The 26,156-nt window shown below is 29.6% G+C and carries 19 protein-coding genes and 1 CRISPR repeat array; of the genes, 3 read left to right on the top strand and 16 right to left on the bottom strand.

Features of this window, described 5'->3' with window-relative positions; all coding sequences use genetic code 11:
- Window positions 1–6: 6 nt before the first annotated feature.
- From D4Z93_RS04710 to ruvA, 13 genes are all read right to left on the bottom strand, one after another.
- Window positions 7–2,181, bottom strand: coding sequence for a RelA/SpoT family protein (locus D4Z93_RS04710; protein ID WP_119970828.1), 2,175 nt, complete (start codon window positions 2,179–2,181; stop codon window positions 7–9).
- A 104-nt stretch (window positions 2,182–2,285) separates the two neighbouring features.
- Window positions 2,286–2,804 carry an adenine phosphoribosyltransferase gene (locus D4Z93_RS04705; RefSeq protein WP_119970826.1) on the bottom strand — a complete coding sequence of 173 codons (519 nt, stop codon included), beginning with the start codon at window positions 2,802–2,804 and terminating at the stop codon, window positions 2,286–2,288.
- A gap of 66 nt (window positions 2,805–2,870) precedes the next feature.
- Entirely contained in the window at window positions 2,871–3,761 is an 891-nt protein-coding gene (locus tag D4Z93_RS04700; RefSeq protein ID WP_119970824.1) for a DHH family phosphoesterase, read from the bottom strand.
- Between the two features lie 280 nt (window positions 3,762–4,041).
- The gene (secF, locus tag D4Z93_RS04695; RefSeq protein WP_119970822.1) at window positions 4,042–4,926 is read right to left on the bottom strand and encodes a protein translocase subunit SecF; all 885 of its coding nucleotides are present in this window, start codon (window positions 4,924–4,926) and stop codon (window positions 4,042–4,044) included.
- Between the two features lie 2 nt (window positions 4,927–4,928).
- Window positions 4,929–6,197, bottom strand: a complete 1,269-nt coding sequence (gene secD, locus D4Z93_RS04690) for a protein translocase subunit SecD (protein ID WP_119970820.1) — start codon at window positions 6,195–6,197, stop codon at window positions 4,929–4,931.
- A 113-nt stretch (window positions 6,198–6,310) separates the two neighbouring features.
- Window positions 6,311–7,681, bottom strand: coding sequence for a thioether cross-link-forming SCIFF peptide maturase (gene scfB, locus D4Z93_RS04685; protein WP_119970818.1), 1,371 nt, complete (start codon window positions 7,679–7,681; stop codon window positions 6,311–6,313).
- A gap of 101 nt (window positions 7,682–7,782) precedes the next feature.
- Window positions 7,783–7,920 carry a six-cysteine ranthipeptide SCIFF gene (gene scfA / locus D4Z93_RS04680; RefSeq protein ID WP_119970816.1) on the bottom strand — a complete coding sequence of 46 codons (138 nt, stop codon included), beginning with the start codon at window positions 7,918–7,920 and terminating at the stop codon, window positions 7,783–7,785.
- 84 nt (window positions 7,921–8,004) lie between these two features.
- Window positions 8,005–8,379, bottom strand: coding sequence for a TIGR04086 family membrane protein (locus D4Z93_RS04675; protein WP_119970815.1), 375 nt, complete (start codon window positions 8,377–8,379; stop codon window positions 8,005–8,007).
- 51 nt (window positions 8,380–8,430) lie between these two features.
- Entirely contained in the window at window positions 8,431–8,739 is a 309-nt protein-coding gene (gene yajC / locus D4Z93_RS04670; protein WP_119970813.1) for a preprotein translocase subunit YajC, read from the bottom strand.
- Between the two features lie 36 nt (window positions 8,740–8,775).
- Window positions 8,776–9,906 carry a tRNA guanosine(34) transglycosylase Tgt gene (gene tgt, locus D4Z93_RS04665; protein WP_119970811.1) on the bottom strand — a complete coding sequence of 377 codons (1,131 nt, stop codon included), beginning with the start codon at window positions 9,904–9,906 and terminating at the stop codon, window positions 8,776–8,778.
- A gap of 11 nt (window positions 9,907–9,917) precedes the next feature.
- Entirely contained in the window at window positions 9,918–10,943 is a 1,026-nt protein-coding gene (gene queA, locus D4Z93_RS04660; protein WP_119970809.1) for a tRNA preQ1(34) S-adenosylmethionine ribosyltransferase-isomerase QueA, read from the bottom strand.
- Window positions 10,944–10,975: 32 nt separating this feature from the next.
- A complete protein-coding gene (gene ruvB, locus D4Z93_RS04655; RefSeq protein ID WP_119970807.1) occupies window positions 10,976–12,019 on the bottom strand; it encodes a Holliday junction branch migration DNA helicase RuvB in 1,044 nt (347 codons plus the stop codon).
- Between the two features lie 13 nt (window positions 12,020–12,032).
- The gene (gene ruvA / locus D4Z93_RS04650; RefSeq protein ID WP_119970805.1) at window positions 12,033–12,623 is read right to left on the bottom strand and encodes a Holliday junction branch migration protein RuvA; all 591 of its coding nucleotides are present in this window, start codon (window positions 12,621–12,623) and stop codon (window positions 12,033–12,035) included.
- Between the two features lie 270 nt (window positions 12,624–12,893).
- Here ruvA and D4Z93_RS13445 point away from each other — a divergent pair, with 270 nt between their 5' ends.
- Together D4Z93_RS13445 and D4Z93_RS04640 are read left to right on the top strand one after the other, a co-directional pair.
- On the top strand, window positions 12,894–14,147 hold the full coding sequence (locus D4Z93_RS13445; protein ID WP_119970804.1) for a transposase: 1,254 nt from the start codon (window positions 12,894–12,896) through the stop codon (window positions 14,145–14,147).
- Window positions 14,148–14,542: 395 nt separating this feature from the next.
- A complete protein-coding gene (locus D4Z93_RS04640; RefSeq protein ID WP_119970802.1) occupies window positions 14,543–16,276 on the top strand; it encodes an IS1634 family transposase in 1,734 nt (577 codons plus the stop codon).
- Window positions 16,277–16,473: 197 nt separating this feature from the next.
- Here the strand turns inward: D4Z93_RS04640 and D4Z93_RS04635 are convergent, their stop codons facing one another.
- Window positions 16,474–17,064 (bottom strand): hypothetical protein, encoded by a 591-nt coding sequence (locus D4Z93_RS04635; RefSeq protein ID WP_119970800.1) that lies wholly within the window; start codon window positions 17,062–17,064, stop codon window positions 16,474–16,476.
- A gap of 308 nt (window positions 17,065–17,372) precedes the next feature.
- Here D4Z93_RS04635 and D4Z93_RS04630 point away from each other — a divergent pair.
- Window positions 17,373–18,520 (top strand): IS3 family transposase gene (locus tag D4Z93_RS04630; protein ID WP_243105948.1). Its coding sequence is split into 2 segments (ribosomal slippage): window positions 17,373–17,619 and window positions 17,619–18,520, totalling 1,149 coding nucleotides; the frame shifts between segments, so codons are not numbered across the junction.
- Window positions 18,521–18,616: 96 nt separating this feature from the next.
- Window positions 18,617–23,454: direct repeats of the CRISPR family, unit length 30 nt; unit sequence ATTTAAATACATCTTATGTTAAGGTTCAAC.
- 747 nt (window positions 23,455–24,201) lie between these two features.
- Here D4Z93_RS04630 and D4Z93_RS04625 read toward each other — a convergent pair.
- Entirely contained in the window at window positions 24,202–25,026 is an 825-nt protein-coding gene (locus D4Z93_RS04625) for a tetratricopeptide repeat protein (protein ID WP_119970798.1), read from the bottom strand.
- Between the two features lie 107 nt (window positions 25,027–25,133).
- A complete protein-coding gene (locus D4Z93_RS04620) occupies window positions 25,134–26,141 on the bottom strand; it encodes a zinc ribbon domain-containing protein (RefSeq protein ID WP_119970796.1) in 1,008 nt (335 codons plus the stop codon).
- Window positions 26,142–26,156 lie beyond the last annotated feature (15 nt).

The raw sequence follows: 26,156 nt of genomic DNA, 5'->3' as shown, positions 1-26,156 counted from the left end.
TTCAAATCAATTTTTAGTCCTATCAACATCTAAAACTCCTTTAACTTTCTTTAACTTTTTCATAACAACTTTTAAATCATCTATATCTATTATTTTAAGCTTCATATTTATAATAATTATCGAATTTTTGGGAGGCTGTGTATTTATTGCATAAAGATAAATCTTACTATCGCTTATTATCTCCATACATTCTGAAAGTAACCGTGCCCTATCTTCACATCTAAGCATTATTTCTGCTATGTACTCGGCGCCTTTAGGCGTTCCCCATCTGACATCAACTACTTTATTTCCTTCTTTTGAAATCAGGAATTGGGCATTTTTACAATTACTTCTATGGATTGAAACTCCTCTTCCCTTTGTTATATATCCAATTATAGAATCACCCGGAACTGGATTACAACATTTAGCAAATCTAACAAGTAAGTTTTTCTCTCCCTTTACTATTACAGCGTGTGAATTTGATTTTTGTTTCGGATGTTTCTCTACTTTCCCTAAATGTTCTTCGATAACTTTGTCATTACTCATTTCACAATTTTTACTCTTAATATAACTCTCTTTCAACTTTAGAACCACTGTAGATGGAGTCAATGCTCCTACACCTACTGCTGCATAAAGATCCTCTAATGATTTCATATTGTATTTTTTCAAAATATTTTCTAAAGTACCACCCTTAGATATTTCTCCAAAATTATATCCCTGCTTTTTGGTTTCTTTTTCTAATATATCTTTACCTTTATTAATATTTTCTTCTCTTTTAGCCTTTTTAAACCATGCTCTAATCTTACTTTTAGCCTGATTACTTTTGACTATATTAAGCCAATCTATACTAGGTCCTTTAGGTGTAGTAGCTGCAAGTATCTCAACTATTTCTCCGGTTTTTAAATTATAGTCAAGGGGAACCATCTTTCCATTTACTTTAGCACCAACACATCTATTTCCAATATCAGTATGAATTTTATATGCGAAGTCAATAGGCGTAGCATCATAAGGAAGATTTATTACCTTTCCCTTTGGAGTAAAAACAAAAACTTCATCTGAAAACAAATCTATTTTGAAACCTTCCATAAACTCTTCTGCATCAGAAGTTTCAGTTTGCCATTCAAGTATTTCCCTTAACCATGTGAGCTTCTTATCTATATCATCTGCTGATGTTATCCCTTCTTTATATTTCCAATGCGCTGCTATACCATATTCAGCTGTCCTGTGCATTTCAAAAGTTCTTATCTGTATTTCAAATGGCTTTCCCTGTGGCCCTATTACAGTTGAATGAAGAGATTGATACATATTGGGTTTTGGCATTGCAATATAATCTTTAAACCTTCCTGGAATTGGTTTATATATAGTATGAACTATTCCAAGTACAGCATAGCAGTCTTTCACATTATCTACCAATATTCTTACAGCAGTAAGATCAAAAATTTGGTCTATTGTTTTATTCTTATTTACCATTTTCCTATATATACTATAAAAGTGTTTAGGTCTCCCATCTATATCTGCAGCTATACTGGCCCTATCCAAATTTTCTCTTAATTGAGCAATTATTTCAGCTATATATTTTTCACGCTCCCCTCTCTTTTCAGCTATCTTTCTAACTATAAAATAATATTCATTAGGATTTATATATCTAAAAGCAAGATCTTCTAGTTCCCATTTAATCTTAGACATGCCAAGCCTATGTGCCAGGGGAGCATAAATGTCAAATGTCTCTTTAGACTTCTCTTTTTGCTTTTCAACAGGCATATATTTTAATGTTCTCATATTGTGCAGTCTATCGGCAAGTTTTATCAAAATAACTCTAATATCTTTAGTCATAGCAAGCAGCATTTTTCTCACATTATCTGCCTGTTGTTCCTCTTTCGTCTTATATTCAATTTTGCCAAGTTTAGTTACACCATCTACCAAATTGGCAACTTCTTTACTAAATTCCCTGGATATATCTTCATAAGTGTAGTTTGTATCCTCTATAACATCATGCAGTAAACCAGCCGTTATAGTACTTGTATCCATACCCATATCCGCTAATATATAAGCTACCTCTACAGGATGTATTATATACGGTTCACCCGATTCTCTTTTTTGAATTTTATGTGCTTCATATGCCAAATTATAAGCTTTCTTAATCATTTCTTTGTCAACATTACTACAATTTTTATCTATTTTTTCAAATAATTTATCCAGCATATTACTACTCCCTTAAAATCAATGGCTGGTTTATAAAACCAGCCATTATTTTTTAATAATATTATATTATATCATGTAGAAACTTGCAATTTTAAATTAGCATGCTATAAATTATACTTTACCAAAGACACGACATCATAATTTTCCAGTTTTTCTTTTCCATGAAGGTCAGTAAGTTCAATAACAAAATCTATTGATACCACTTCACCCCCAACTTGCTTCACTAACTTAACAACAGAATTTATAGTACCACCGGTAGCAAGTAAATCATCTACTATTGCAACTCTCTGGCCTTTTTTTATAGCATCTTTATGCATCTCAAGCTCATCATTACCATACTCCAATTCATAATTGACGCTTACAGTTTCACAGGGTAACTTTCCTTTTTTTCTAATTGGCACAAATCCAGCTCCAATTGCATATGCAACAGGTGCTCCAAATAAAAATCCTCTTGCTTCTGGTCCAACAACAATATCTATATTCTTATCCTTCAAATAACCGGCAATTTTATCAACTGTATACTTAAATCCTTCTTTATTTTTTAATAATGTAGTTATATCCTTAAAACTTATTCCCTCTTTAGGAAATCCCTCTATAACTCTTATTTTATCTTTTATATCCATGTGTTTTCCCCCTCAACATATTTAGCAATATTACGTAATAAGTATATATTAATTATTTACAAACATTCAATATTTAAAAAAATTTTTGTATAGTATATTTCCATTCCCTAGTGTTTCATTTTTAAGGTATTTCGCTATTTGTTCTGCCCTATCCATAGATGATGTTGTAAAGAGTTCAACAGCTATCCTTGCATTATCAACCGTCCTTTTGCATTTTATAGAAGATATAATGTTTTTAGCCAGATTATATACATTAAACACATCTATATCATCTATATTATAGACCTTTAAAAGTGCTTTTAATCCATAATTATTAGTGCAATTAAAATGCAGCAAACCCTCATCAACCATTATTTTATTTTCTCCAAATAAATTCGTTCCATGAAATACTGTTCCAAGAGTAACCAAATCAAGATATTTACTTATATATCTCATCTGATAATACATGGATATAGCCTGTGAAACTTTAAATGCAACCCCAACTGCAGATAACCCCTTAAACGGATAATTACAGTTTCCTTGATTTGGATCTAATATGTATGTATATGGCAAATTGCCCTTACACTTATGATAATCTGTTATTATAACATCTATATCCAATTTCTTACACAATTCAACCTGAGATGTAGAATTTATCCCACACCCTACTGTTACAATTAACTTTGTTCCTAACAATTTTATATAATCTTTAACTTCTTCAGAATTAATATCAAATTTATCATCTATACTACTTGATACAAAATACTCTACATCTGCATTTAAATATTTTAAAACAAGCATAAGTAAAGAAATAGCAGTTATAGAATCAACATCATAGTAGCCGTATATTACTATTTTTTCTCTTTCATTTACAGCTTTTGCTATTCTCCCTAGAGCTTCTTTCATACCCTTCATTAAAAGGGGATCATGTGTAATTAATTCTTTAGGGCTATATATGTTTACTTTTTGTATCTCCATAATAAAATCCTCCAAATTTATCGAAAGCATATATATTATAAATGATATTGTCACGTTTTACAAACACCTTATAGGGAGATTATTGACAATAGTAAAATCAAACATATAAATATCCTCTAGATTTTTTATTTTATCACATACAATCCAATATTTAAATATTTTAATTGTTAAAAGTTTATATTTAGATTTATATCTGGAATTTATTAACTTAAAGTGTTATGATTAGATAAAAATTGACTCCTTATGATAAATTTATCCTAAGAAGTCAATTAAAAATATTTTATTTAGTACTAAGCTTTGCATTTCTTGAAGATTTCTTATGAGAATGTTTTTTTAATATTACCCAAAATGGAGTAGCTATGAATATAGAAGAATAGCATCCAGAAACAATACCAACTAACAATGGTTTTGAAAATTCTCTCATAGACTCTAGAGGCACAAATATATAAACTGCAATTAAAGTTATTAAAACTGTTAAAACTGTATTTATAGATCTGGCCATTGTCTGAGTTAAACTAGCATTTGCAAGTTTAATTGGATCAGCTCCCCTCATATACCTGTGATTTTCTCTTATTCTATCAAATACAACAACTGTATCGTGCATCGAATAACCTATAACGGTCAATGCCGCTGCAACAAAGCTTGAATCAACAGGTATTCTAAAAATAGCATACACAGATAGCAATATAAGAACATCATGTACAAGTGAAATCATAGATGACATACCAAATGTGAACTCAAATCTAAAAGCTATGTATACAAGCATTGCAATTATTGCTATAACTATAGCTTTAATTGCCTTTATTTTCATTTCTTCACCCATTGATGCACCTATATTTTCTTGATTTGAAAGGGAACTTTTCTTATATTTGGTTTTTACATTTTTTACAATATTACTAACCTGATCATTAGTCAAACTTGCACTTTTTATTTCTATTGAATTTCCATTAACTTTATTTGATTGAAAATCTCTCGTATATTTACTTACCATATTATCTATATCTGTTTTATTAAAATTAGAGCCAATCTTTATTTCTATTACAGTACCACCCTTGAAATCAAGACCATATTCTAATCCTTTAGTACACATAAAGAACATACCAATGACAATTATTATAAGGGATATAGTAAACCAGATCTTCGTCTTTTCTATTATCTTAAGCATATTTACTTTACCCCCTTTCTGAAATCATGTACACCAAACGTTCCTATGGTTTCTGGATGGTTAAAGAATCCAATATTTGCCGCCAATTTTATCAAAGTTCTGGTAACTGTTACAGCAGTAAACAAGCTAAGAACTGTACCGACTATAAGTGTAAGTGCAAATCCTTTTACAGATCCAGATCCGAGCCCGTACAATATCAAACCAGAAATTATAGTTGTCATATTAGAATCTAATACTGATGTCATAGCTCTTCTAAAGCCCGCATCAATAGAAGCCTTTATAGACCGTCCGCCTTTGAGTTCTTCCTTAGTTCTCTCAAATATAAGAACATTAGCGTCGACTGCCATACCTATTGTCAAAAGTAAAGCTGCTATTCCTGACAAGGTTAATGTTACAGGTATATTTGCAAAAGCTAGAAGTACTATATATATATACAAGGTAAGTGCCAAATCAGCAATAATACCTGGAACTCTGTAGTAAAGTATCATAAATATCATAACTATTCCTATGCCAACCTTACCAGCTAACAGACTTAATGGCAGTGCATTTGAGCCAAGTGATGCCCCTACAGTTTTAACTTCAACCGGTTTAATCTGAACTGGAAGTGCCCCAGATTTGATTATATCAGCTCTTCTTTTCGCTTCATCAATACTTGAGCTTCCAGAAATCTCCGCTTTACCATCAGTTATATGTGCATCAACTTGCGGATCAGTAATTTCCTGATCATCCATATATATAGTTATTTTTTGTCCCATAAATTTCTGAGTAGCATCTGCAAATTTTTTAGTTCCTGATGATGTTAACTCAAGGCCTATTTTAGGCTGTTGATCATTCTGACCTGCATATGCAGTAGCATCCTTTACATCTCTGCCCGTAAGTATAACTTTATTGTCAGGCCCTACAAATTTTAGTTCTCCAGTTTTGGCTACACTATCAACTATTTCCTTAGAATCATACTTTCCAGGAATCTCTATTCTTATTCTATTTTTTCCTTCTCTAGCAACAGTTGTTTCACTTACACCTAATTTATTTACTCTCATATTTAAAAGTTCTATAGTTCTATCCATAGTACTTTGATCAACATTTTTTGACTGCACCTCTTCTAGCACAGAGACTCCACCCTGAAGGTCAAGTCCTCTAGGTATAACTTCACCAAGTGGTTTAAGCCTGTAGCCATTAAATGTAAGTCCATATATACCTGTATATACTAAGAATCCCAATACAACTATACATAAAGCAAACAATATACTACTTTTTGCTTTGTTTTTCATCTTCATCCTCCTTCGTAAATAGTTATGCTGCACTATTACATCTATTTACAATAGCCATTATATTACTTTAAAAAAACACCGTCAATATATAATAATAGCAGAGATTATTCAATCTATTCCTGCATAAATTTTGATTTAAGAGCTATAGCACATTCTATCCTCTTTTTTTGCATTTTACACCCTAATGAATACGGTACATGCATATCTCCATTAAAATTATAATTATTCGCCTGACATCCGCCGCTACAATAAAATCTCGCCCAACATCCTTTACATTCCGGCTTTCTATATATATTGGCATTTTTAAATTCAGAAATGATATCTTCTTTCAATTTGATATCTTCCTCAAGTAAATTTCCAAGTTTAAAATTTTGATTTCCAACAAATTGATGACATGGATATATATCTCCTTCTGGTGTTATAGCAACATACTCATGTCCAGCACCACATCCTGATATTCTCTTATATACGCAAGGTCCTCCTTTTAGATCTATATTAAAATGATAGAACTTAAATTCTCGTCCTTCTTTATGCCTTTTAATCATTTCCTCGTATAATTTGTCATATTGTTTAAATATTGTGGGTAAATCTTCTTCCCTAAGCGAAAATGGGCTTGATTCTTCTAACACAACTGGTTCTACTGATATCTCATCAAATCCATTGTCTGCTAAAAACTTTATATCCTCAAAAAAATCCAAGTTCAACCTTGTAAATGTTCCTCTTGCATAATACTGTTTTGATTTGTCTCTCATAGACACCATCTTCTTTATTTTAGGCATTATTGCATCAAATGAGCCACTTCCATCTACCCTTACCCTAACATTATCATTAACTTCTTTTCTGCCATCTATACTTAAGACTATATTTCCCATATTCTTATCTAGATAATCCATTATCTCATCATTCAATAGAGTAGCATTTGTTGTCATAGTAAATCTTATATTCTTGTTATGTATTTTTTCCTGCTCTTTGGCATATTCAACAACTTGTTTTACCGTATCAAATGCCATAAGAGGTTCTCCTCCAAATAAATCCACTTCTATGTTTTTTCTAGGTCCTGATTTCTCTATCACAAAATCTATCGCTTTTTTGCCTATATCAGGTGGCATAAGTTTTCTACATCCTTTATAATCACCTTCATCAGCGAAACAATATTTACACCTCAAATTACAATCATGTGCTATATTAAGACAAAGCGCCTTTATATAACTAGGAGTCTTAGTCTCATCTAAAGCTATGTCTTCATACAAATCATCTGAATAAAGCATGCCTTCATCTTTCAATTCTTTAATTTCTGAATATGCTTCATCTATTATTTCTTTCGGATATTTGCCATCCAACTTTTTCATAACATCCGATAAACTAAGTAAACCATTATCATCTAAAATATCATATACTAATTCGTCTACCATATGAACAGCCCCAGAGTTAACGTCTACTACATAAAATTCTCCACTCTGAGTAAACTTATGAATATTTGCCAACTTATTTTCCTCCCTAAATTTATATATAATTCAACTACACCTATAGAACAAAGCTTGTTTAAATTTAAAGCAGTAACAAAATGTTACTGCTTAAATTTATATTAATTTTCACAAGCCAAATTAGCAACTGTGCAGGAAGTTTTACATGCTGATTGACAGGAATTAGCACATTCCTTACATCCAGGTTTTTTTAAACTGTCCTTTATGTTTGTCCCATTTATAGTTTTTATATGTTTCATTTAAATTCCTCCATTCTTTACGGTTTCCCGTTTGATTATATCATAAGTAAAACATAAAATAAAGTTAAGAATCCTTTAACTATATTATATATTTACCCCAAGCATTCCAGACAGAAGTCCAACTAAAAGTGCAAGACTAAACCTCTTAATTCTATCTATACCTAGTACAGCTGAATTTCCAGAAATTACTGAAACTATGTAAAGTATCAACAAATATAGTACAGCTACTATAATGCCTATAAGCCAACCCCTTCTTCTAATCTTTTTTACAGCATATATGGAACCATACATTATACTAATCAAGGTTGTTATCAAATAGAACATTGAACTTACTTTGCTACTTACCTCAGTAAAAGTCATAACAACTGCAAATATTAATAAAAGAACTACTGTCATTATGAATCCCCTTAAAACACCTTCTGCTGCCGGAATATAATTTACATTATTATTCTTTTCCATAAAAACACCTCCTATCTAATAGTACTTATGTAGAAAGAAGGTGTTTTATGATTAATTTTTATTTTCTTTCTTATCCTTTTCAGATACATGTGAATCAAAATCTGTCATCAAATCTAATATACCTGTCTTATCTATTTTTATTTTAATCTTATCAGGACCAGTTTGAATTATAACTGCCTTTCCCTGAATATTTGTTATCTTTCCAATTATGCCACCTTTGGTGATAACCTCATCATTTACCTTTAAAGCTTCAAGCATTGTGTTATATTTCTTTTTTCTCTTATTTTCTGGTACAAGTATAAGTATGTAACACAAAATTAGCATTAGTATAATAGGAGAGAATTGTATTAATGTCTTCATTTTTATAATAACCACCTTTCTAAATTATTGTTAAAATTATGCCCTTCCATTCCAGTCATTTAATTTTTGTTCTTTATATTCTTTAAAGTAATCACCATCAATAGCATTTCTAATTTCCTGCATCATATTATTATAAAAATATAAATTGTGCAGTACACACAGTCTCATTGCAAGCATTTCCTTCGCTTTAAATAGATGCCTTATATATGCTCTCGAATAATTTCTACAAGTTGGACAATTACATTTATCATCTATCGGTTTTGAGTCAAGTTCATACTTGGCATTCATCAAGTTTATCTTGCCATTTTTAGTAAATACATGACCATGTCTACCATTTCTAGCAGGAAGAACACAATCAAAAAAATCGACTCCTCTATCAACTGCTTCTAATATATTGCTTGGGAGACCAACACCCATTAAATATATAGGCTTATCCTGAGGAAGATTTGGGACCACAGCATCTATTATCCTGTACATTTCATCATGTGTTTCTCCTACTGCTAATCCTCCTATAGCATAGCCATCTAAATCCATACTAGCTATTTCCTTTGCATGCTTTATTCTTAAATCATCATATGTTCCACCTTGATTTATACCAAACAACATCTGCTGTTTATTTATAGTATCTGGAAGTTTATTCAATCTATCTAACTCTGCTTTACACCTGGCTAACCACCTAGTAGTTCTCTCAACAGATCTTTCAACATAATCCTTTGGTGATGGATTTGGTATACATTCATCAAATGCCATTGCTATAGTGGAAGCCAAATTACTCTGAATTCTCATACTTTCTTCAGGTCCCATAAATATTTTTCTTCCGTCTATATGTGAATTAAAATAAACTCCCTCTTCTTTTATATTCCTCATCTTTGATAATGAAAAAACTTGAAATCCACCTGAATCAGTCAGTATTGGTCTATCCCAATTCATAAATTTATGAATTCCACCGAGTTTTTTTATAACCTCATCGCCAGGTCTCAAATGAAGATGGTATGTATTTGACAGTTCAACCTGACATCCTATTTTTCTTAAATCAACGGTTGAAACAGCACCCTTTATAGCTGCAAGAGTACCCACATTCATAAATACAGGCGTTTGAATTACTCCATGTGGAGTAGTAAATTCGCCTCTCCTTATTTTGCCGCACTTTTTAAGTAGCTTATACATCTAAACACTCCTTATTTTATAAACATTGCATCTCCAAAACTAAAGAATCTATACTTTTCCTTAACTGCTATATCATAAGCATTTAATATGTTTTCTCTTCCACACAGTGCACTCACAAGCATAATCAGAGTTGACTCCGGAAGGTGAAAATTTGTTATAAGTCTATCTACGACCTTATATTTGTATCCTGGATATATGAATATATCTGTCCAACCCGACTGTTCTCTAACTCTTCCATTTTCATCCCCAATTGTCTCAAGCGTTCTACACGAAGTAGTTCCCACAGCAATTACATTTTTTTGAGCTTCTCTTGTTTTGTTTATTATGTCAGCAGTCTCTTTACTCATACAATAATATTCTGAATGCATATTATGCTCTTCAACATTTTCTTCTTTTACAGGTCTAAAGGTACCAAGACCAACATGCAAGGTCAAAAATACAACATTTACACCTTTATTTCTTATCTTTTGAAGAAGTTCTTCTGTAAAATGAAGCCCTGCTGTAGGTGCTGCTGCAGACCCTAATTCTCTTGAATAAACGGTTTGATACATTTCTTTATCTTCTAATTTTTCTTTTATATAAGGTGGAAGCGGCATCTGTCCAAGTCTGTCAAGCACTTCTTCAAATATTCCTTCATATTCAAATTTAACATTTCTTATTCCTTCTTCTTCTATGTCAATCACTTCAGCCTTAAGTTCACCGTTTCCAAATACAAATCTATTTCCGATCTGCGCTCTTTTACCAGGTTTTACAAGAACCTCCCATGTATCTCTGTCAACTCTTTTTAAAAGGAGAAATTCCATCTTTCCCCCTGTATCCTCTTTTGAACCTATAAGTCTTGCTGGTATTACTCTTGTATCATTTAAAACCAAACAATCTCCTTGATCTAAATAGTCGATTATATCCTTAAATATTTTATGGTCAACACTTCCACTTTCTTTATCCAATACCATAAGCCTAGCCTCATCCCTTTTTTCCATAGGATGCTGGGCAATTAATTCCTGTGGCAAATAAAAATCAAAATCCTTTAGTTTCATAATTCCACTCCATTCTGTCTTATGTGTTTAACTTATTTATCATCAAAAAGAGAACACTGCTCTTTGCCATTATCTTCAGATTTTTCAACGCTTATATTTAAATGCTTGTACGCGAGCTTAGTAGCTATTCTCCCTCTTGGCGTTCTGACTATAAAACCTTTTTGAAGAAGGTATGGTTCATATACATCCTGTATAGTATCTAATTCTTCACCTATAAAATATGAAAGGGTTTCTATTCCAACTGGTCCTCCATTAAAGTTATCCACAACAGCCAGCAGTATTTTATTATCTATATTATCAAAACCTTCGCCATCAACGCCAAGAAGTTTTAATGCACTTTTCGCTGTTTTAAGGTTTATTGCCCCATCACCTTCAACATCAGAATAATCTCTAACTCTTTTTAAAAGCCTGTTGGCAATTCTAGGAGTTCCTCTTGATCTTTTTCCTATTTCGGATGCAGCCTCATCGTCTATATCCACCCCAAGTATGCTTGCAGATCTAACTATTATCTCCTGAAGTTCTTCTTCTTTATAGAATTCCATAGCACATAGTACTCCAAACCTATCCCTTAAAGGCGATGTCAAAAGTCCAACCCTTGTGGTAGCCCCTATAAGAGTAAATTTTGCTAGATCAAGTCTAATAGATTTTGCTGCTGCACCTTTACCTATTACTATATCAAGTGAATAATCTTCCATAGCTGGATATAATATTTCTTCCACATTTCTATTAAGTCTGTGAATCTCATCTATAAAAAGCACATCATTATCATTTAAACTAGTCAAAATAGCTGCCAAATCTCCAGCTCTTTCTATAGCAGGTCCAGAAGTGACTTTTAAATTTCCACCCATCTCAATTGCTATTATATTAGCAAGAGTGGTTTTCCCAAGTCCAGGTGGTCCATACAAGAGCACATGATCTAAAGCTTCATTTCTTTTTTTAGCTGCCTTTATAAAAATTCTAAGTTCTTCCTTGACCTTCTCCTGTCCAATATATTCATTTAATCTCTTAGGTCTTAGACTATATTCATTTTCATTATCTCCACATATATTTGCAGGTGCTACTATTCTATCTTCCACAAAATTCACCTACCTAACACATTAAAAATTTGAGAGAAGCTTTAATCATATCTTCAACAGAGGCATTTTTATTAACTTTCTTAAGTGCCTTTGAAGCCTCTCTTTCAGAATATCCAAGTGTAATCAATGCCTCTAATGCTTCAGCTTCCATATAATCTGATTCATCATTTTTGTTGCTTTCATCTACAATCATATTTTCATCTTTAGGTATTTTATCCTTCAATTCTAGTATAATTCTTTGAGCTGTCTTTTTACCAACTCCAGGAGCTCTCACAATTGTCTTTTCATCTCCAATCAAAATAGCATATTTTAAATTACTCACATTACTGATTGAAAGAAGAGATAATGCCGCCTTAGCGCCTATTCCATTTACGGTAAAAAGTAAGTTAAACATATTTAATTCTTCTCTTGTCAAAAAACCATATAGACCAATAAAATCATCTCTAACAATCTGCTGAAGATATAAAGTTATGTATTCATTTATTTTGGGGAGTTTTGCAATTGTGCTTCCAGAAGTATAAATTTTGTAACCAATGCCGCCATTTTCAACTATTATATAATCTTTATTCATTCCAATGTAAATTCCTTTTATATATTCATACATATAAAATCCCCCAAAATTATAGTATTATAACATATAATACTTTACCATTATAATAAACTTAATTCAACCACTGTTAAAATTAACAGAAGTTTAGCACTTAAAAAATTTTTAGGACGGTAGTCCTTTGAATTATAAAGTCTTATGAATATTTACAGTAGAATTAATAGATTCCGATTTTTACTGGAAATTATACGGAAAAAATTTGCATAATAAAAGCATCCTTTTTATAATGGTTTTGCTAAAAACTAAAAATAAAAGGATGCTGATAAAATGAGTAAAAGTTATTTGAAACAGCTACTCACTTATATTAACAGGGTATATGATATAGGTGAAAAAATCAATAGTTTAAAAAATAAAATAATAAAATCTCCAGCAAAAGTTTCAACAATAGCTTTCGTAGTATTATTTGGATTCATGCTTCAAATAAGAAGTTTCAATAGATTAGAACATTGGATTGAAAAGAATAAATTTAAAAAGGTATTACCTAAAAATACTAAAATGCTACGCATTGACGCCGTTAGGCGTTTCTTGAATGATTTTGATCTTGATGGCTTAAAAAATATCAACAAGCACATAATAAAAACTACTGCGAAGAATAAAGTATTTAGAAATGGTACTATAGATGGTTTAAAGGTAGCTGCCATAGATGGTGTAGAACTATTTGACAGTATTAAAAAATCTTGTAACAACTGCCTTACAAGGGTTGATAAAAAAGGTATAACGCATCATTTTCACAGATCAGTAGTTTGTGCAATGGTTGGTTGTGATCCACATATTGTTTTAGATCAGGAAATGCTTGAATCCCAAAAAGATAGTTCAGGTAAAGATGAAGGAGAAATTACTGCCGGCAAACGTTTAATTAAAAAGCTATATAAAAAATATCATCACTTTGCGGATATCATTGTAGCTGATGCTTTGTATTGTAATGCTACATGGATAAAAGAAGTACTCTCTATAGGAATGAATGCTGTAGTTAGAGTAAAAGATGAACGTCTTCACATTGTAAAAGACGCATTAGCTTTATTTAAATGCCGTGAGGCAGATAAGAACTGGATTGTAAGAAAAAATACAAATATCTACACAAAGATTAAGGCATGGGAAGATGATAATTTTGAAATGTCTGATAAGGATATAAAAGTAAGGTTCTTGAGGTTTGTGGAAGAAATTCATACTGGAGACAGAATAGAGATTAAAGAAGGATGGATCATAACAACAGATAAATTTACATCAGTAGAAAGCCTGTGGAAGATAATGCATAAAAGATGGGACATTGAAAATAATATATTTCATCAACTGAAGACGGAATGGCATTTAGATCACTGTTTTCTTCATAGCCCTACGGGCGTAGAAACAGTTTTAATGTTTATAATAATAGCATTTAATTTAATGCAGTTATACTTTTTTAGGTGTATAAGGGGTTTTAGAGAAAAGAATATGCTTCAAATGGATATTATTGAAGATATAAAAGATGAAAGATTTACTATAGAAGATAATTGGAATAACCCTATATTTGGAAAGACATAATTCAAAATTAAAACTGGAAATTGATTATATAAATTTATCGGGGTAAAGAGGTATTATAATTATTTTTTCGACCTAACGGTCTCCGGGCTTACCAGCCCTTTAAATAAATGTAATTGGATACAATTCCAGTAAAAATAAAATTTTTACTGGAATTTAGGTGCTAAATCTCTGTAAAATTAAAAACTAGAGTCCTTTTGATTAAAATTCAGTTAATAATCAAATTTAGAGGACTCTAGTTTTATCTAATTTTTGGGTCTTTGACAGTTGTATAAATAAATTTTCCTTGAAAGCCGTGGTATAGGCTTATTTTTTTGTCAAATTTTAAAACTTTATAGTGCACAATGTCACACAATGTGGTATAATATAAGTATTATATAACGAAAGGTTCTAAAAAAATGAGATTACAAATTGTTAAATCCAAAAATGCTGCTTCTTTATATGTCGTAAAATCCATATTTGAAAATGGGAAACGTTCTTCTAAAGTTGTTGAAAAACTTGGCACTTATTCTGAACTTTTAAAAAACTTGAAAGGTGAAGACCCAATAGAATGGGCAAAAAAATATGTTGATGAATTAAATCAGAAGGAAAAAGAAGAAAAACGAGAAGTATTAGTAAAATATTCTCCTGCAAAGCAAATTTCAAAAGACGAGCAGCATTTATTCAACGGTGGTTATTTGTTCTTGCAGCAACTTTATCATGAACTTGGTTTAAACAAAATTTGCAAAAAAATTTCAGATAAACATAAATTCACCTACAACCTTGATTCTATTCTTTCTAGATTAATTTATGGTAGGATTATTTTCCCGGCTTCAAAACTTGCTACGTATGAATTATCAAAAAAATTTATGGAACAACCAGATTTTGATGTTCAGCATATTTATAGAGCATTAGAAGTAATTTCAAGCGAAGCTGACTTTATTCAATCTGAACTATATAATAACAGCTTAAAACTATATGACAGAAAAAAAGGTATCCTTTATTACGATTGCACAAACTACTTCTTTGAAATCGAACAGGAAGATGGCTTAAAACGATATGGCGTTTCAAAAGAGCATCGACCTAATCCTATTGTTCAAATGGGCCTTTTTATGGACAGTGATGGTATTCCGCTTGCCTTTTGCATTAATAATGGAAATACCAATGAACAGGTTACCCTAAAGCCTTTAGAAGAAAAAATAATATCAGATTTTAATCTTTCAAAATTTGTTGTTTGCACTGATGCAGGACTTGCATCCACCACCAACAGAAAATTTAATAACGTTGATAGTCGTTCTTTTATTACTACCCAGTCTGTTAAAAAATTACGAAAACATTTAAAAGAATGGTCGTTAGACCCAACAGGCTGGCGCCTTAGTGATTATAATCAAACATATAACCTTAATGAATTAGACGAAGAAAAAAATTTTAAAAATATTTTTTACAAAGAACGATGGATTAAGGAAGACGGATTAGAGCAAAAATTAATCGTTACATTTTCTCTTAAATATAAAAATTATCAATCTACTATTCGTAACCGACAGGTTGAAAGAGCTCAGAATACAATAGATAAAAATCCTACAAAATTAAGGAAATGTAATGTTAATGATTATAAACGATTTATCACAAAAAGTCATTCTACTCAAGATGGTGAGATTGCTGATAAAGAAATTTTAAGGATTAATACTACTCTAATTGAACAAGAAGCTATATTTGATGGATTTTATGCAGTTTGTACAAACCTGGAAAACGAGGCTTCCGCCATAATAAAAGTAAATCAAAAGCGTTGGGAAATCGAAGAATGTTTTAGAATTATGAAAACTGAATTCAAAGCAAGACCTGTGTATCTGCAACGTGACGATAGAATTCGAGCTCATTTTACCACATGTTTTATTTCACTAATAATATATCGATTATTAGAAAAAAAATTAGAAGAAAAATTCACTTGCTCTGAAATCATTTCCGGACTAAGATCTATGAATTTTTATAAAATCAAAGGCGAAGGATATGTTCCTACTTACACAAGAACAGATTTTACAGATGCTCTGCATGATACATTTGGTTTTCGTACTGATTATCAAATTATAAATAATAAAATGGTAAAAAAAATTTTTAAAGACACGAAAAAACAAAAAACATTACTCACTTTTTGAATATAATTTAAAGCTTGGAAACCATTGATTTTAATAGGTTTACCAAGCTTTTTATCTTCTTCAACTGTCAAAGACGAGATAATAAACTTAATTCAACCACTGTTAAAATTAAAAACTAGAGTCCTTTTGATTAAAATTCAGTTAATAATCAAATTTAGAGGACTCTAGTTTTATCTAATTTTTTAATGTGGACTTTGCTATTCATAATCTTCTAATCGCGCTTCTGCATCTTCTCTTGTATCACATTCAAAATATTTATTACCCTTTGTTAAAAGTTCAATATCAGCCTTTTTTAATCTGCTTATTTTTATATCTGTTATATCTCTGTTTTTATCTTCTATAAACATGTTTCCATTACTGTCTGTTCTATATATTGCAATATACCCATTTTTTATCCCCAGGGCATATTTATTAGGAGCATATTTATCCACTTCTTTAGTAAATACGACCTGTGAATTAGTCATATTTGTAACTTTATATCCGTCTTCTTTGTACATATCATTCAATTCACCTTTAGTCTTACCAGACAAATTTTTGGAGTTATTTTCTTTCTGTTTTATGATATCTCCACTCTTAGTATATTTTATTTTAAAAATAACATTTGCATTTGAAGACACTTTAGGTTCCAATTCAGATTGTGCATTTACAGATTTTTCTGTAGTATTTTGTGTGTTTGAATTCTCAAGCTTATGTACACATACATAATAAACTCCACTAAAAACTGCAAGAGTTAATAAAGTCAGTAAAATGTTTCTTATTTTTTTCTTATTTCTATAAATAAAGTCCATAATATTCCTCCTTTTATTGAATATTATGGACAACACTTTGTAATTTTATACAGTTGATACTTTAATATAGTAATTATTTTACTGTGTACAATATCTGGACAATATGGAACATTTAATACCTATAACTAAGCACTAATACCTTCAATTTTTGCTTTAAATTTAAATACATTTCATGGATGAGATTCAACAAAAAGGACCTTAAATGATTTAACATCTAGTCAAACATTTAAATACATCTGGTGCTAGTATAAAAATGTAGACACAAAAATTCGAACAATATAAAATAAAAGAAAAGGAGTGTCTACACAGTGTCAAATAGATCTAAGAGATATACAGAGGATTTCAAAAATACAATAGTTGAACTTTATAATTCGGGTAAAACCCTGAGTGAATTAAACAGCGAATATGGCGCATCTAAATCAACAATAAAATTATGGATTAAAAAGGCAGCACCAATACAGATAGATAAAAATAAAACTATTACAACAGCTGAGTATCAAAACTTAATCAAGAAAATGGCAAAGTTAGAAGAGGAGAATGAGATATTAAAAAAAGCTATGGCCATATTTGCAAAGAAAAATTAGATACAGTATACAATTTTATTAAATACAATAAAGATAACTATAGTATTAAATTAATGTGCAATATCTTCAATATTCCAAGAAGTTCTTTCTATAAAAGTTTAATAAGAAAGCAGAGTATGCGAAGCATTGAGAATAAACAGATTCAAGCTTGTATTATGAAGATTTATAACGATAGTAAAAAACGCTATGGGGCAATAAAAATAAACTATAAATTAAAACGGATCAATATAAATATAAGTCTTAAAAGAACCCAGAGGCTTATGAAAAAGTTAGGTATAAAGTCTATTGTCTGTAAAAGATTTAGACCTTTTCCTTCAAAATATAAGGTTGAAGAAAAGGAAAATATCCTTAAAAGAGATTTTAATACCAGTAGAATAAATCAAAAATGGTGTACCGATATAACATATATACACACTATAAAAGACGGCTGGTGTTATCTTGCATCCGTCATGGATCTCTACAGCAGAAAAATAATCGGTTATAGTTTCTCAAAATCTATGGATTCTAAACTTGCTGTAAATGCAGTTGACAATGCTCTTAATCTACAGAAACCGGTTGAACCACTGGTTCTCCACAGTGATCTTGGAACTCAATATACAAGCTGTGAATTTGAAAATTATCTTCTAGATACTCATTTAATAACTCACTCTTTCAGTGCCAAGGGTTGCCCTTATGACAATGCCTGCATTGAGTCATTCCATGCTTCATTAAAGAAAGAAGAGGTAAATCTTGTTAAATACTGCGATTATAATTCTGCAAAATTAGCTGTATTTCAATACATAGAATCATGGTATAACAGGATTAGAATCCATGGCTCTATAGGATATATTACCCCTCAACAATGTGAGGATAATTGCAAAAAATCTGCTTAAATATTCGATATTTTGTGTCTACTTTATTGACTTAGATCCAATCTTATGTTAAGGTTCAACTACCAGTACTGCTCTTTTCCATCTGTATATTGAATTATTTAAATACATCTTATGTTAAGGTTCAACTTTTTTACAGTTTTACTATTACGAACAACGGCCTTCATTTAAATACATCTTATGTTAAGGTTCAACTGGTGGAAAGGAAATTAAAATACCTAAGATAAGTATATTTAAATACATCTTATGTTAAGGTTCAACATGATAATAACGGCGTAGATATAGGTGTTACACAATTTAAATACATCTTATGTTAAGGTTCAACGGTTTACTACTTCTTGCGATATAATAGAGAATTAATTTAAATACATCTTATGTTAAGGTTCAACAGAATATGATATGAACGCTTTTTATTTATATACAAGATTTAAATACATCTTATGTTAAGGTTCAACTATAATAAGCTATATCCAAAAGATAAAAAAGATCCATTTAAATACATCTTATGTTAAGGTTCAACTGTTAAAACTCCTTTCTTTTTTTATTTAACTATCTTTATTTAAATACATCTTATGTTAAGGTTCAACGTATTTCTTAAATTACTGGTTTTATGTTTGTAATCATTTAAATACATCTTATGTTAAGGTTCAACGATCCATTGTGTAGGACTGTACTGCAGTTGGCATTGGATTTAAATACATCTTATGTTAAGGTTCAACGGGCAATGCATTTACAAATGGATTCCTTGAAGCTTTATTTAAATACATCTTATGTTAAGGTTCAACCCATATGCCGAGCCATACTGGATCATCTGTTTTACCTATTTAAATACATCTTATGTTAAGGTTCAACGATAGAAAACCTGTATTGGGGAGCAGGTGGAGTATAATTTAAATACATCTTATGTTAAGGTTCAACGGAGATACTAAATTATTGAATTGTGATAGTATAGCATTTAAATACATCTTATGTTAAGGTTCAACCTTTCTTATATACTTATTTACAATATTCTCCGTTGTATTTAAATACATCTTATGTTAAGGTTCAACCCTCTTTCTTCTAATTTATATTTACAATATATCCATTTAAATACATCTTATGTTAAGGTTCAACGCCATAACAAACCTCCTTTTATTTATAAACACTATGATTTAAATACATCTTATGTTAAGGTTCAACTCCGCCTAGGAGATATTTTAAAATAGTAAATGACATATTTAAATACATCTTATGTTAAGGTTCAACACGGACAATACAAAGACGAAAAACTTAGAAGTAAAAATTTAAATACATCTTATGTTAAGGTTCAACTGTAAGAAATTGTTTCTCTGCTGCATCTATAGATAGATTTAAATACATCTTATGTTAAGGTTCAACAATATTCCATGCTATCTAGTGCGTCCATATTGATGTTATTTAAATACATCTTATGTTAAGGTTCAACAAGAGATTTATTAAAACACTGTAACGATATATCTAATTTAAATACATCTTATGTTAAGGTTCAACAAGATTTAAAATTAAATACAAAAAATTGTCATTAATTTAAATACATCTTATGTTAAGGTTCAACTATTTTTTCAATTTTTTATTGAAATCTCCAGAAGGCATTTAAATACATCTTATGTTAATGTTCAACTTATAATTATATCTTTCTATAAATTCAGTTAAATACATTTAAATACATCTTATGTTAAGGTTCAACCCGTTTTGTGGAAAAGAAAAAATAATATCAATTGGATTTAAATACATCTTATGTTAAGGTTCAACGCAGGGTTATTCATTATGTGGTTAATTGCATATTTCATTTAAATACATCTTATGTTAAGGTTCAACCAGATCGTTCAAAAGAATTTATTCAATGGTTCAACAGATTTAAATACATCTTATGTTAAGGTTCAACTATAACAAAGGAAGGGGCGAATTTAAAGCTTCATGGATTTAAATACATCTTATGTTAAGGTTCAACTGCATTATTGCAGAACTATAAATTTATGTATTTATTTTATTTAAATACATCTTATGTTAAGGTTCAACAACTATTTCTAATAAATCTGTGTCGATTATACCTTGCATTTAAATACATCTTATGTTAAGGTTCAACGTAATATCTCCAGAACATAGAAACAGTATGGTTTAATTTAAATACATCTTATGTTAAGGTTCAACAAGTCAAGAAACATTACTAAATAAAAAAAGATCCAATTTAAATACATCTTATGTTAAGGTTCAACTTAATAATAATTTTGTATAAAACATCTTTTATACATTCATTTAAATACATCTTATGTTAAGGTTCAACTAACTAAACAATGGTTTAAGCATGTAAGTTATATAATTTAAATACATCTTATGTTAAGGTTCAACATGTATAACTGCACTTTAGGCAATTTGTAATCATATTTAAATACATCTTATGTTAAGGTTCAACCAGATACACCAACTATAAAAACAAAAAAAGGAGATTATTTAAATACATCTTATGTTAAGGTTCAACGTTCGTAAAAGATTTGCATTACGCACTAAGCAATTCATTTAAATACATCTTATGTTAAGGTTCAACAATGGCTTGGTACGAGGGAACTTTTTCATGTGGACAATTTAAATACATCTTATGTTAAGGTTCAACGAAACTTTCACACATAAAGATAGGAGGGATTTACTGATTTAAATACATCTTATGTTAAGGTTCAACGCTTTTTATTTTTACCTTAAAATGGGAATAAAGAGGATTTAAATACATCTTATGTTAAGGTTCAACTGGCTTAAAAGCCACCTTTACTGATTATCAATTACATTTAAATACATCTTATGTTAAGGTTCAACACTCCTGGAATAAAACCAAGGCAAGCATCATAGCCTTCATTTAAATACATCTTATGTTAAGGTTCAACCTGGAAGGCCTAGCATGGGAAAATCAATTTTAGCTACATTTAAATACATCTTATGTTAAGGTTCAACTACTATGGCAAGTTCAAGAGCAGATGCAATAGCTTCATTTAAATACATCTTATGTTAAGGTTCAACCAACAAAGTCGTTACAAATTTAGCTAGGAATTGACTATTTAAATACATCTTATGTTAAGGTTCAACAGATGAAATGGAACTTGTAACAGGCAGACGAGTAAATTTAAATACATCTTATGTTAAGGTTCAACTATACACAGTCCTTCAAGAAAAACATTTTCTTATGGATTTAAATACATCTTATGTTAAGGTTCAACAAATAAGATAGAATTTAAATTTTAGATAGCATTATGATTTAAATACATCTTATGTTAAGGTTCAACCTAAACTTTGCAATATCATTTTGAGTATGCTGTATTATTTAAATACATCTTATGTTAAGGTTCAACTTTCCTCTTTGGAATGGCAATGGAACAGTAAAAATAGATTTAAATACATCTTATGTTAAGGTTCAACCTTTAAGTTTGCCTGATATTGCTTTATCATCTAAAGGATTTAAATACATCTTATGTTAAGGTTCAACTGGATTTATAATAGTCCATAGCAACGCTTATAACATATTTAAATACATCTTATGTTAAGGTTCAACTATCTAGTCAACCATGGGATAAACATAAAACGGTCTTATTTAAATACATCTTATGTTAAGGTTCAACGCATAGCAAGGTTATAATTTAGCCGATTATAAATTTGATTTAAATACATCTTATGTTAAGGTTCAACTATAAAAATATTAATAGATCAACATTTACGATTATAATTTAAATACATCTTATGTTAAGGTTCAACTATATTTATATATATATGTTACATTATATAATATAAATTTAAATACATCTTATGTTAAGGTTCAACCCACCCCTATCAACAACTTCATATATACCTAAACCTATTTAAATACATCTTATGTTAAGGTTCAACAATCAAATGGCGTTGCATTTGCCATGTTTTGTGCTATTTAAATACATCTTATGTTAAGGTTCAACTCAAGCTCAGCGTTAACTTCCTCATTATTTCTCCAATTTAAATACATCTTATGTTAAGGTTCAACTAAAGCATTAGAATTTAATTCATGTAAAGAATTTATATTTAAATACATCTTATGTTAAGGTTCAACAAAAATAAATAAATGAGATGATAAATATAGATATATTTAAATACATCTTATGTTAAGGTTCAACAAAAGAATTAAAAGGATGGCAAACTGATAATTCGCAATTTAAATACATCTTATGTTAAGGTTCAACCACACGTTACTTCATTCATGGTATAATAATATCATAAATTTAAATACATCTTATGTTAAGGTTCAACGAAGGTTCATATAGCATATATTTTAAATATAATACCAATTTAAATACATCTTATGTTAAGGTTCAACGCTTTAAAGGAGGTAAACAAATTAAAAAATACCACATTTAAATACATCTTATGTTAAGGTTCAACATGGACTTATATAACCATCTTATGGAAGAGGAAAATTTAAATACATCTTATGTTAAGGTTCAACATGTAATATATCATAGTACTGTATATTAATATATATATTTAAATACATCTTATGTTAAGGTTCAACTGAATATTTAAAGTGTGCTATATATCGTCATGAAGGATTTAAATACATCTTATGTTAAGGTTCAACAGATCAAAGTATCTTAGAACTGTTAAATGGAACAAAATTTAAATACATCTTATGTTAAGGTTCAACTTCAAGTTGTTCAAGAGCCTTATTTTTCATATTTTAATTTAAATACATCTTATGTTAAGGTTCAACTATTGTTAAATCATTACCTGAATATAAAATTTATAAATTTAAATACATCTTATGTTAAGGTTCAACAAGATTTATGTCCAATATATTATGAAGAAGCATTATTTAAATACATCTTATGTTAAGGTTCAACTATTAGATTTGGCAGAAGGTAGAGCACACTTTGTATATTTAAATACATCTTATGTTAAGGTTCAACCTGTGCAAAATAGCCATTCATTATTTTTATTATAACCCTAAAAGTATTGATAATAAAGACTTTATCTAAAATTTTTCCAACCGTTTTTGTTTTTTGTATGTAATAAATAAGAAAGTGCTCTAACTTATTGAATTTAAATGACCTAAAGCACTTCAGCATCTAAATGTGGTTGGAAAATATTAAGTATATATTAGTAAGAATACTATTGTAACATTCTATCCTTAACTTTACTGATTTTCGACGGCCTATATAAATACTTTGATTCATCACATATTTCTATAAATTTGAAGATATATTTCTTGTAATAACATAAAGACACCTCTAAATGTAAATAATTTTATACATACATTTAGAGGTATTATAATTTCATCATAAAACAGTAAGAAACGTATATCATCACACTTTTTAACTATCTAAATATAATAAAATATTGATATGAATTATTCTTCAAATTCATCAGGAAATTCAGCATTGTGGTAAACATCCTGAACATCATCATCATTAAAACTGTAAGGCATTGATATATCAAGGTTTATTATACTTTTATCCACTCATTGTATAACTACATTTATCATAATAAAAATATTAACTTTATACTTTAATATTACTATGTTTATCGTAATTATTCAATGATATATCAACTTTTTTCCACAAAAAAAATAGCTCCTGATTTTCATCAAGGGCTTATACTATATATTCATCCATTTTTATTTTAAAATTTCTAGGGAAAAAAGAAGTTCATCTAATTTACTTTTGCATTTGGTCTATCAAATCATTTTTTTGTTTAAGTAAATCAATTTGTCGTTGCAATGCTTGTCTATTTTCTTCACTGCCACTATACATACCTTCCCTTTGAGATTCTATCTCATATATTTTATTATCTATTTCTCTCATTTTACTAGCATATTCATTAGTTTTATCATTAATCGGATTACTATTACTTTTCACATTGGCTTTCTCTGCATTATTTTGTGGCACTTGTTTAGCTTCTTCTTCTGATTTAAAATTTTCTTGTTTTTGATTCATAGCTTCGTCAATTGAATCCTTTAAATTTTTGGCATCTTCATTATTACTATCAATCTTTAATATATCATCTAAATATTTATTTGCATCATCGTACTTATTATTCTTTAATGCATCATTTGCCAGATGCATGTTTTGTGCTATATATTGTTTCTTACACTCCTTAATTTCTTTTTGAGCATTAGAATACCACTTCAAACCGCTCTTATCTATCGTTTTAAATTTTTCTATGGCTCCCAAATATTTTTTATCACTTGCTAATTTTACTCCATCATCATAAATTTCTTTAAACTTCTTTAATGTTGCAGCCAATTTTATATTTTTCTCAACTGAAGAATCTTCTTTATATTTTAATGATTGCTCAAATAAAGCTGAAGCTTTATCATAATCATCACGATCCATATACTTATTTGCTGTAGTTATTAAATTATTGTATGCTTGTACTTTATTATATCCATATACGCCAAATCCTATAATCACTAGTGCCAATATTACTAATATAAGAATTGGAAACTTACGTTTGTTTAAAAACAGTTTAATTTTTCCCATATTAACCCACCATTCTATTTTAAAAATTCATCTAGAAATACACTTTTTTGTTAGGTAAATATAAATACTACTATGTAATGATACTGTTTAAAAAAAACTCACTAATATTAATTACTTACTACAATGTGATACTTATAAGCTTTATCCCAATCATAACTATTAGGAATAATATTTATATCCCCACCACCTACAGTAGTAGTTTTTATAACTGTTGACGATAATGACTTCATAATACTACCATCAAATAAAACTCTCTGTGAAGATTTTGAAGAAACATTCCCTATTAAATTAATTTCTTGTCCTACTTTTAATTGTATACTTGAACCATTGGGATAATTTGTGTCCATTACATATCCTCTTTCATCTATTGAATATTTTATTATAATAGAACTATTTATTGCTTGTTGCTGTTCTTTGACATTTTCTTTTGCTTTAGATTTTCCTTGTGCCTGTACAATTTTAGCTTTTAATCGTTTAGCATCACTACTATTAGCATCTATCTTCAATATATCATCAATATATTTATTTGCAGTATCATAATCTCCATTTTCAATTGCATTATCAGTATTTTGAATATCATCATTTATAGCATTCTTTTTACATTGTGATATTTTACTTTGTGCATTATTATATATTTGCACTGCACTTTGATCTATACTACTAAACTTCTGTATAGCTTCTGAATATTTCTTATTGTTCATTAACTTTAAACCTTGATTATATATACTTTGGTATTGTTTATATTTTTGTGCTTCTGCAAGCTCTTTTTGAACGTTGCTATCACTTCTATATGTTAGTGCTTTATTATATAATTGTATTGCTTCATCACAATTTCCTGCATTTAATTTTTGATTAGCTGTTTTAACTAAATTATTAAATTCCTTGGCTTGTACATATTTATATCCACCAAATCCTGCACAACATATAACTACTAGCACAATCAAACCTATAATTACTTTTTTTATTTTTATTTTTTCAGAATTGGATATTATTGTTGGGTCTTCAATATCCTCATTCATAATTGAAGTTATTTCATCATTATTTATTTTTACTCCACACTTATTGCAATATATACTTTTATCTGATATTTCTTTTCCACAATTAGGACAAAGCATTTTCTTATCACTTCC

The sequence above is a fragment of the Clostridium fermenticellae genome (assembly GCF_003600355.1).
Lineage (GTDB): Bacteria > Bacillota > Clostridia > Clostridiales > Clostridiaceae > Clostridium_AV > Clostridium_AV fermenticellae.
The sequence above is the reverse complement of the archived record's forward strand: the minus strand, read 5'-3'. Positions and strand labels throughout refer to the sequence as shown.

Bases quoted from the DNA above. Each gene is read 5' to 3' on its own strand.
- D4Z93_RS04710 (WP_119970828.1), bottom strand. From the start codon at position 2,181: ATGCTGGATAAATTATTTGAAAAAATAGATAAAAATTGTAGTAATGTT.
- D4Z93_RS04705 (WP_119970826.1), bottom strand. From the start codon at position 2,804: ATGGATATAAAAGATAAAATAAGAGTTATAGAGGGATTTCCTAAAGAG.
- D4Z93_RS04700 (WP_119970824.1), bottom strand. From the start codon at position 3,761: ATGGAGATACAAAAAGTAAACATATATAGCCCTAAAGAATTAATTACA.
- secF (WP_119970822.1), bottom strand. From the start codon at position 4,926: ATGCTTAAGATAATAGAAAAGACGAAGATCTGGTTTACTATATCCCTT.
- secD (WP_119970820.1), bottom strand. From the start codon at position 6,197: ATGAAAAACAAAGCAAAAAGTAGTATATTGTTTGCTTTATGTATAGTT.
- scfA (WP_119970816.1), bottom strand. From the start codon at position 7,920: ATGAAACATATAAAAACTATAAATGGGACAAACATAAAGGACAGTTTA.
- D4Z93_RS04675 (WP_119970815.1), bottom strand. From the start codon at position 8,379: ATGGAAAAGAATAATAATGTAAATTATATTCCGGCAGCAGAAGGTGTT.
- yajC (WP_119970813.1), bottom strand. From the start codon at position 8,739: ATGAAGACATTAATACAATTCTCTCCTATTATACTAATGCTAATTTTG.
- tgt (WP_119970811.1), bottom strand. From the start codon at position 9,906: ATGTATAAGCTACTTAAAAAGTGCGGCAAAATAAGGAGAGGCGAATTT.
- queA (WP_119970809.1), bottom strand. From the start codon at position 10,943: ATGAAACTAAAGGATTTTGATTTTTATTTGCCACAGGAATTAATTGCC.
- ruvA (WP_119970805.1), bottom strand. From the start codon at position 12,623: ATGTATGAATATATAAAAGGAATTTACATTGGAATGAATAAAGATTAT.
- D4Z93_RS13445 (WP_119970804.1), top strand. From the start codon at position 12,894: ATGAGTAAAAGTTATTTGAAACAGCTACTCACTTATATTAACAGGGTA.
- D4Z93_RS04640 (WP_119970802.1), top strand. From the start codon at position 14,543: ATGAGATTACAAATTGTTAAATCCAAAAATGCTGCTTCTTTATATGTC.
- D4Z93_RS04635 (WP_119970800.1), bottom strand. From the start codon at position 17,064: ATGGACTTTATTTATAGAAATAAGAAAAAAATAAGAAACATTTTACTG.
- D4Z93_RS04625 (WP_119970798.1), bottom strand. From the start codon at position 25,026: ATGGGAAAAATTAAACTGTTTTTAAACAAACGTAAGTTTCCAATTCTT.
- D4Z93_RS04620 (WP_119970796.1), bottom strand. From the start codon at position 26,141: ATGCTTTGTCCTAATTGTGGAAAAGAAATATCAGATAAAAGTATATAT.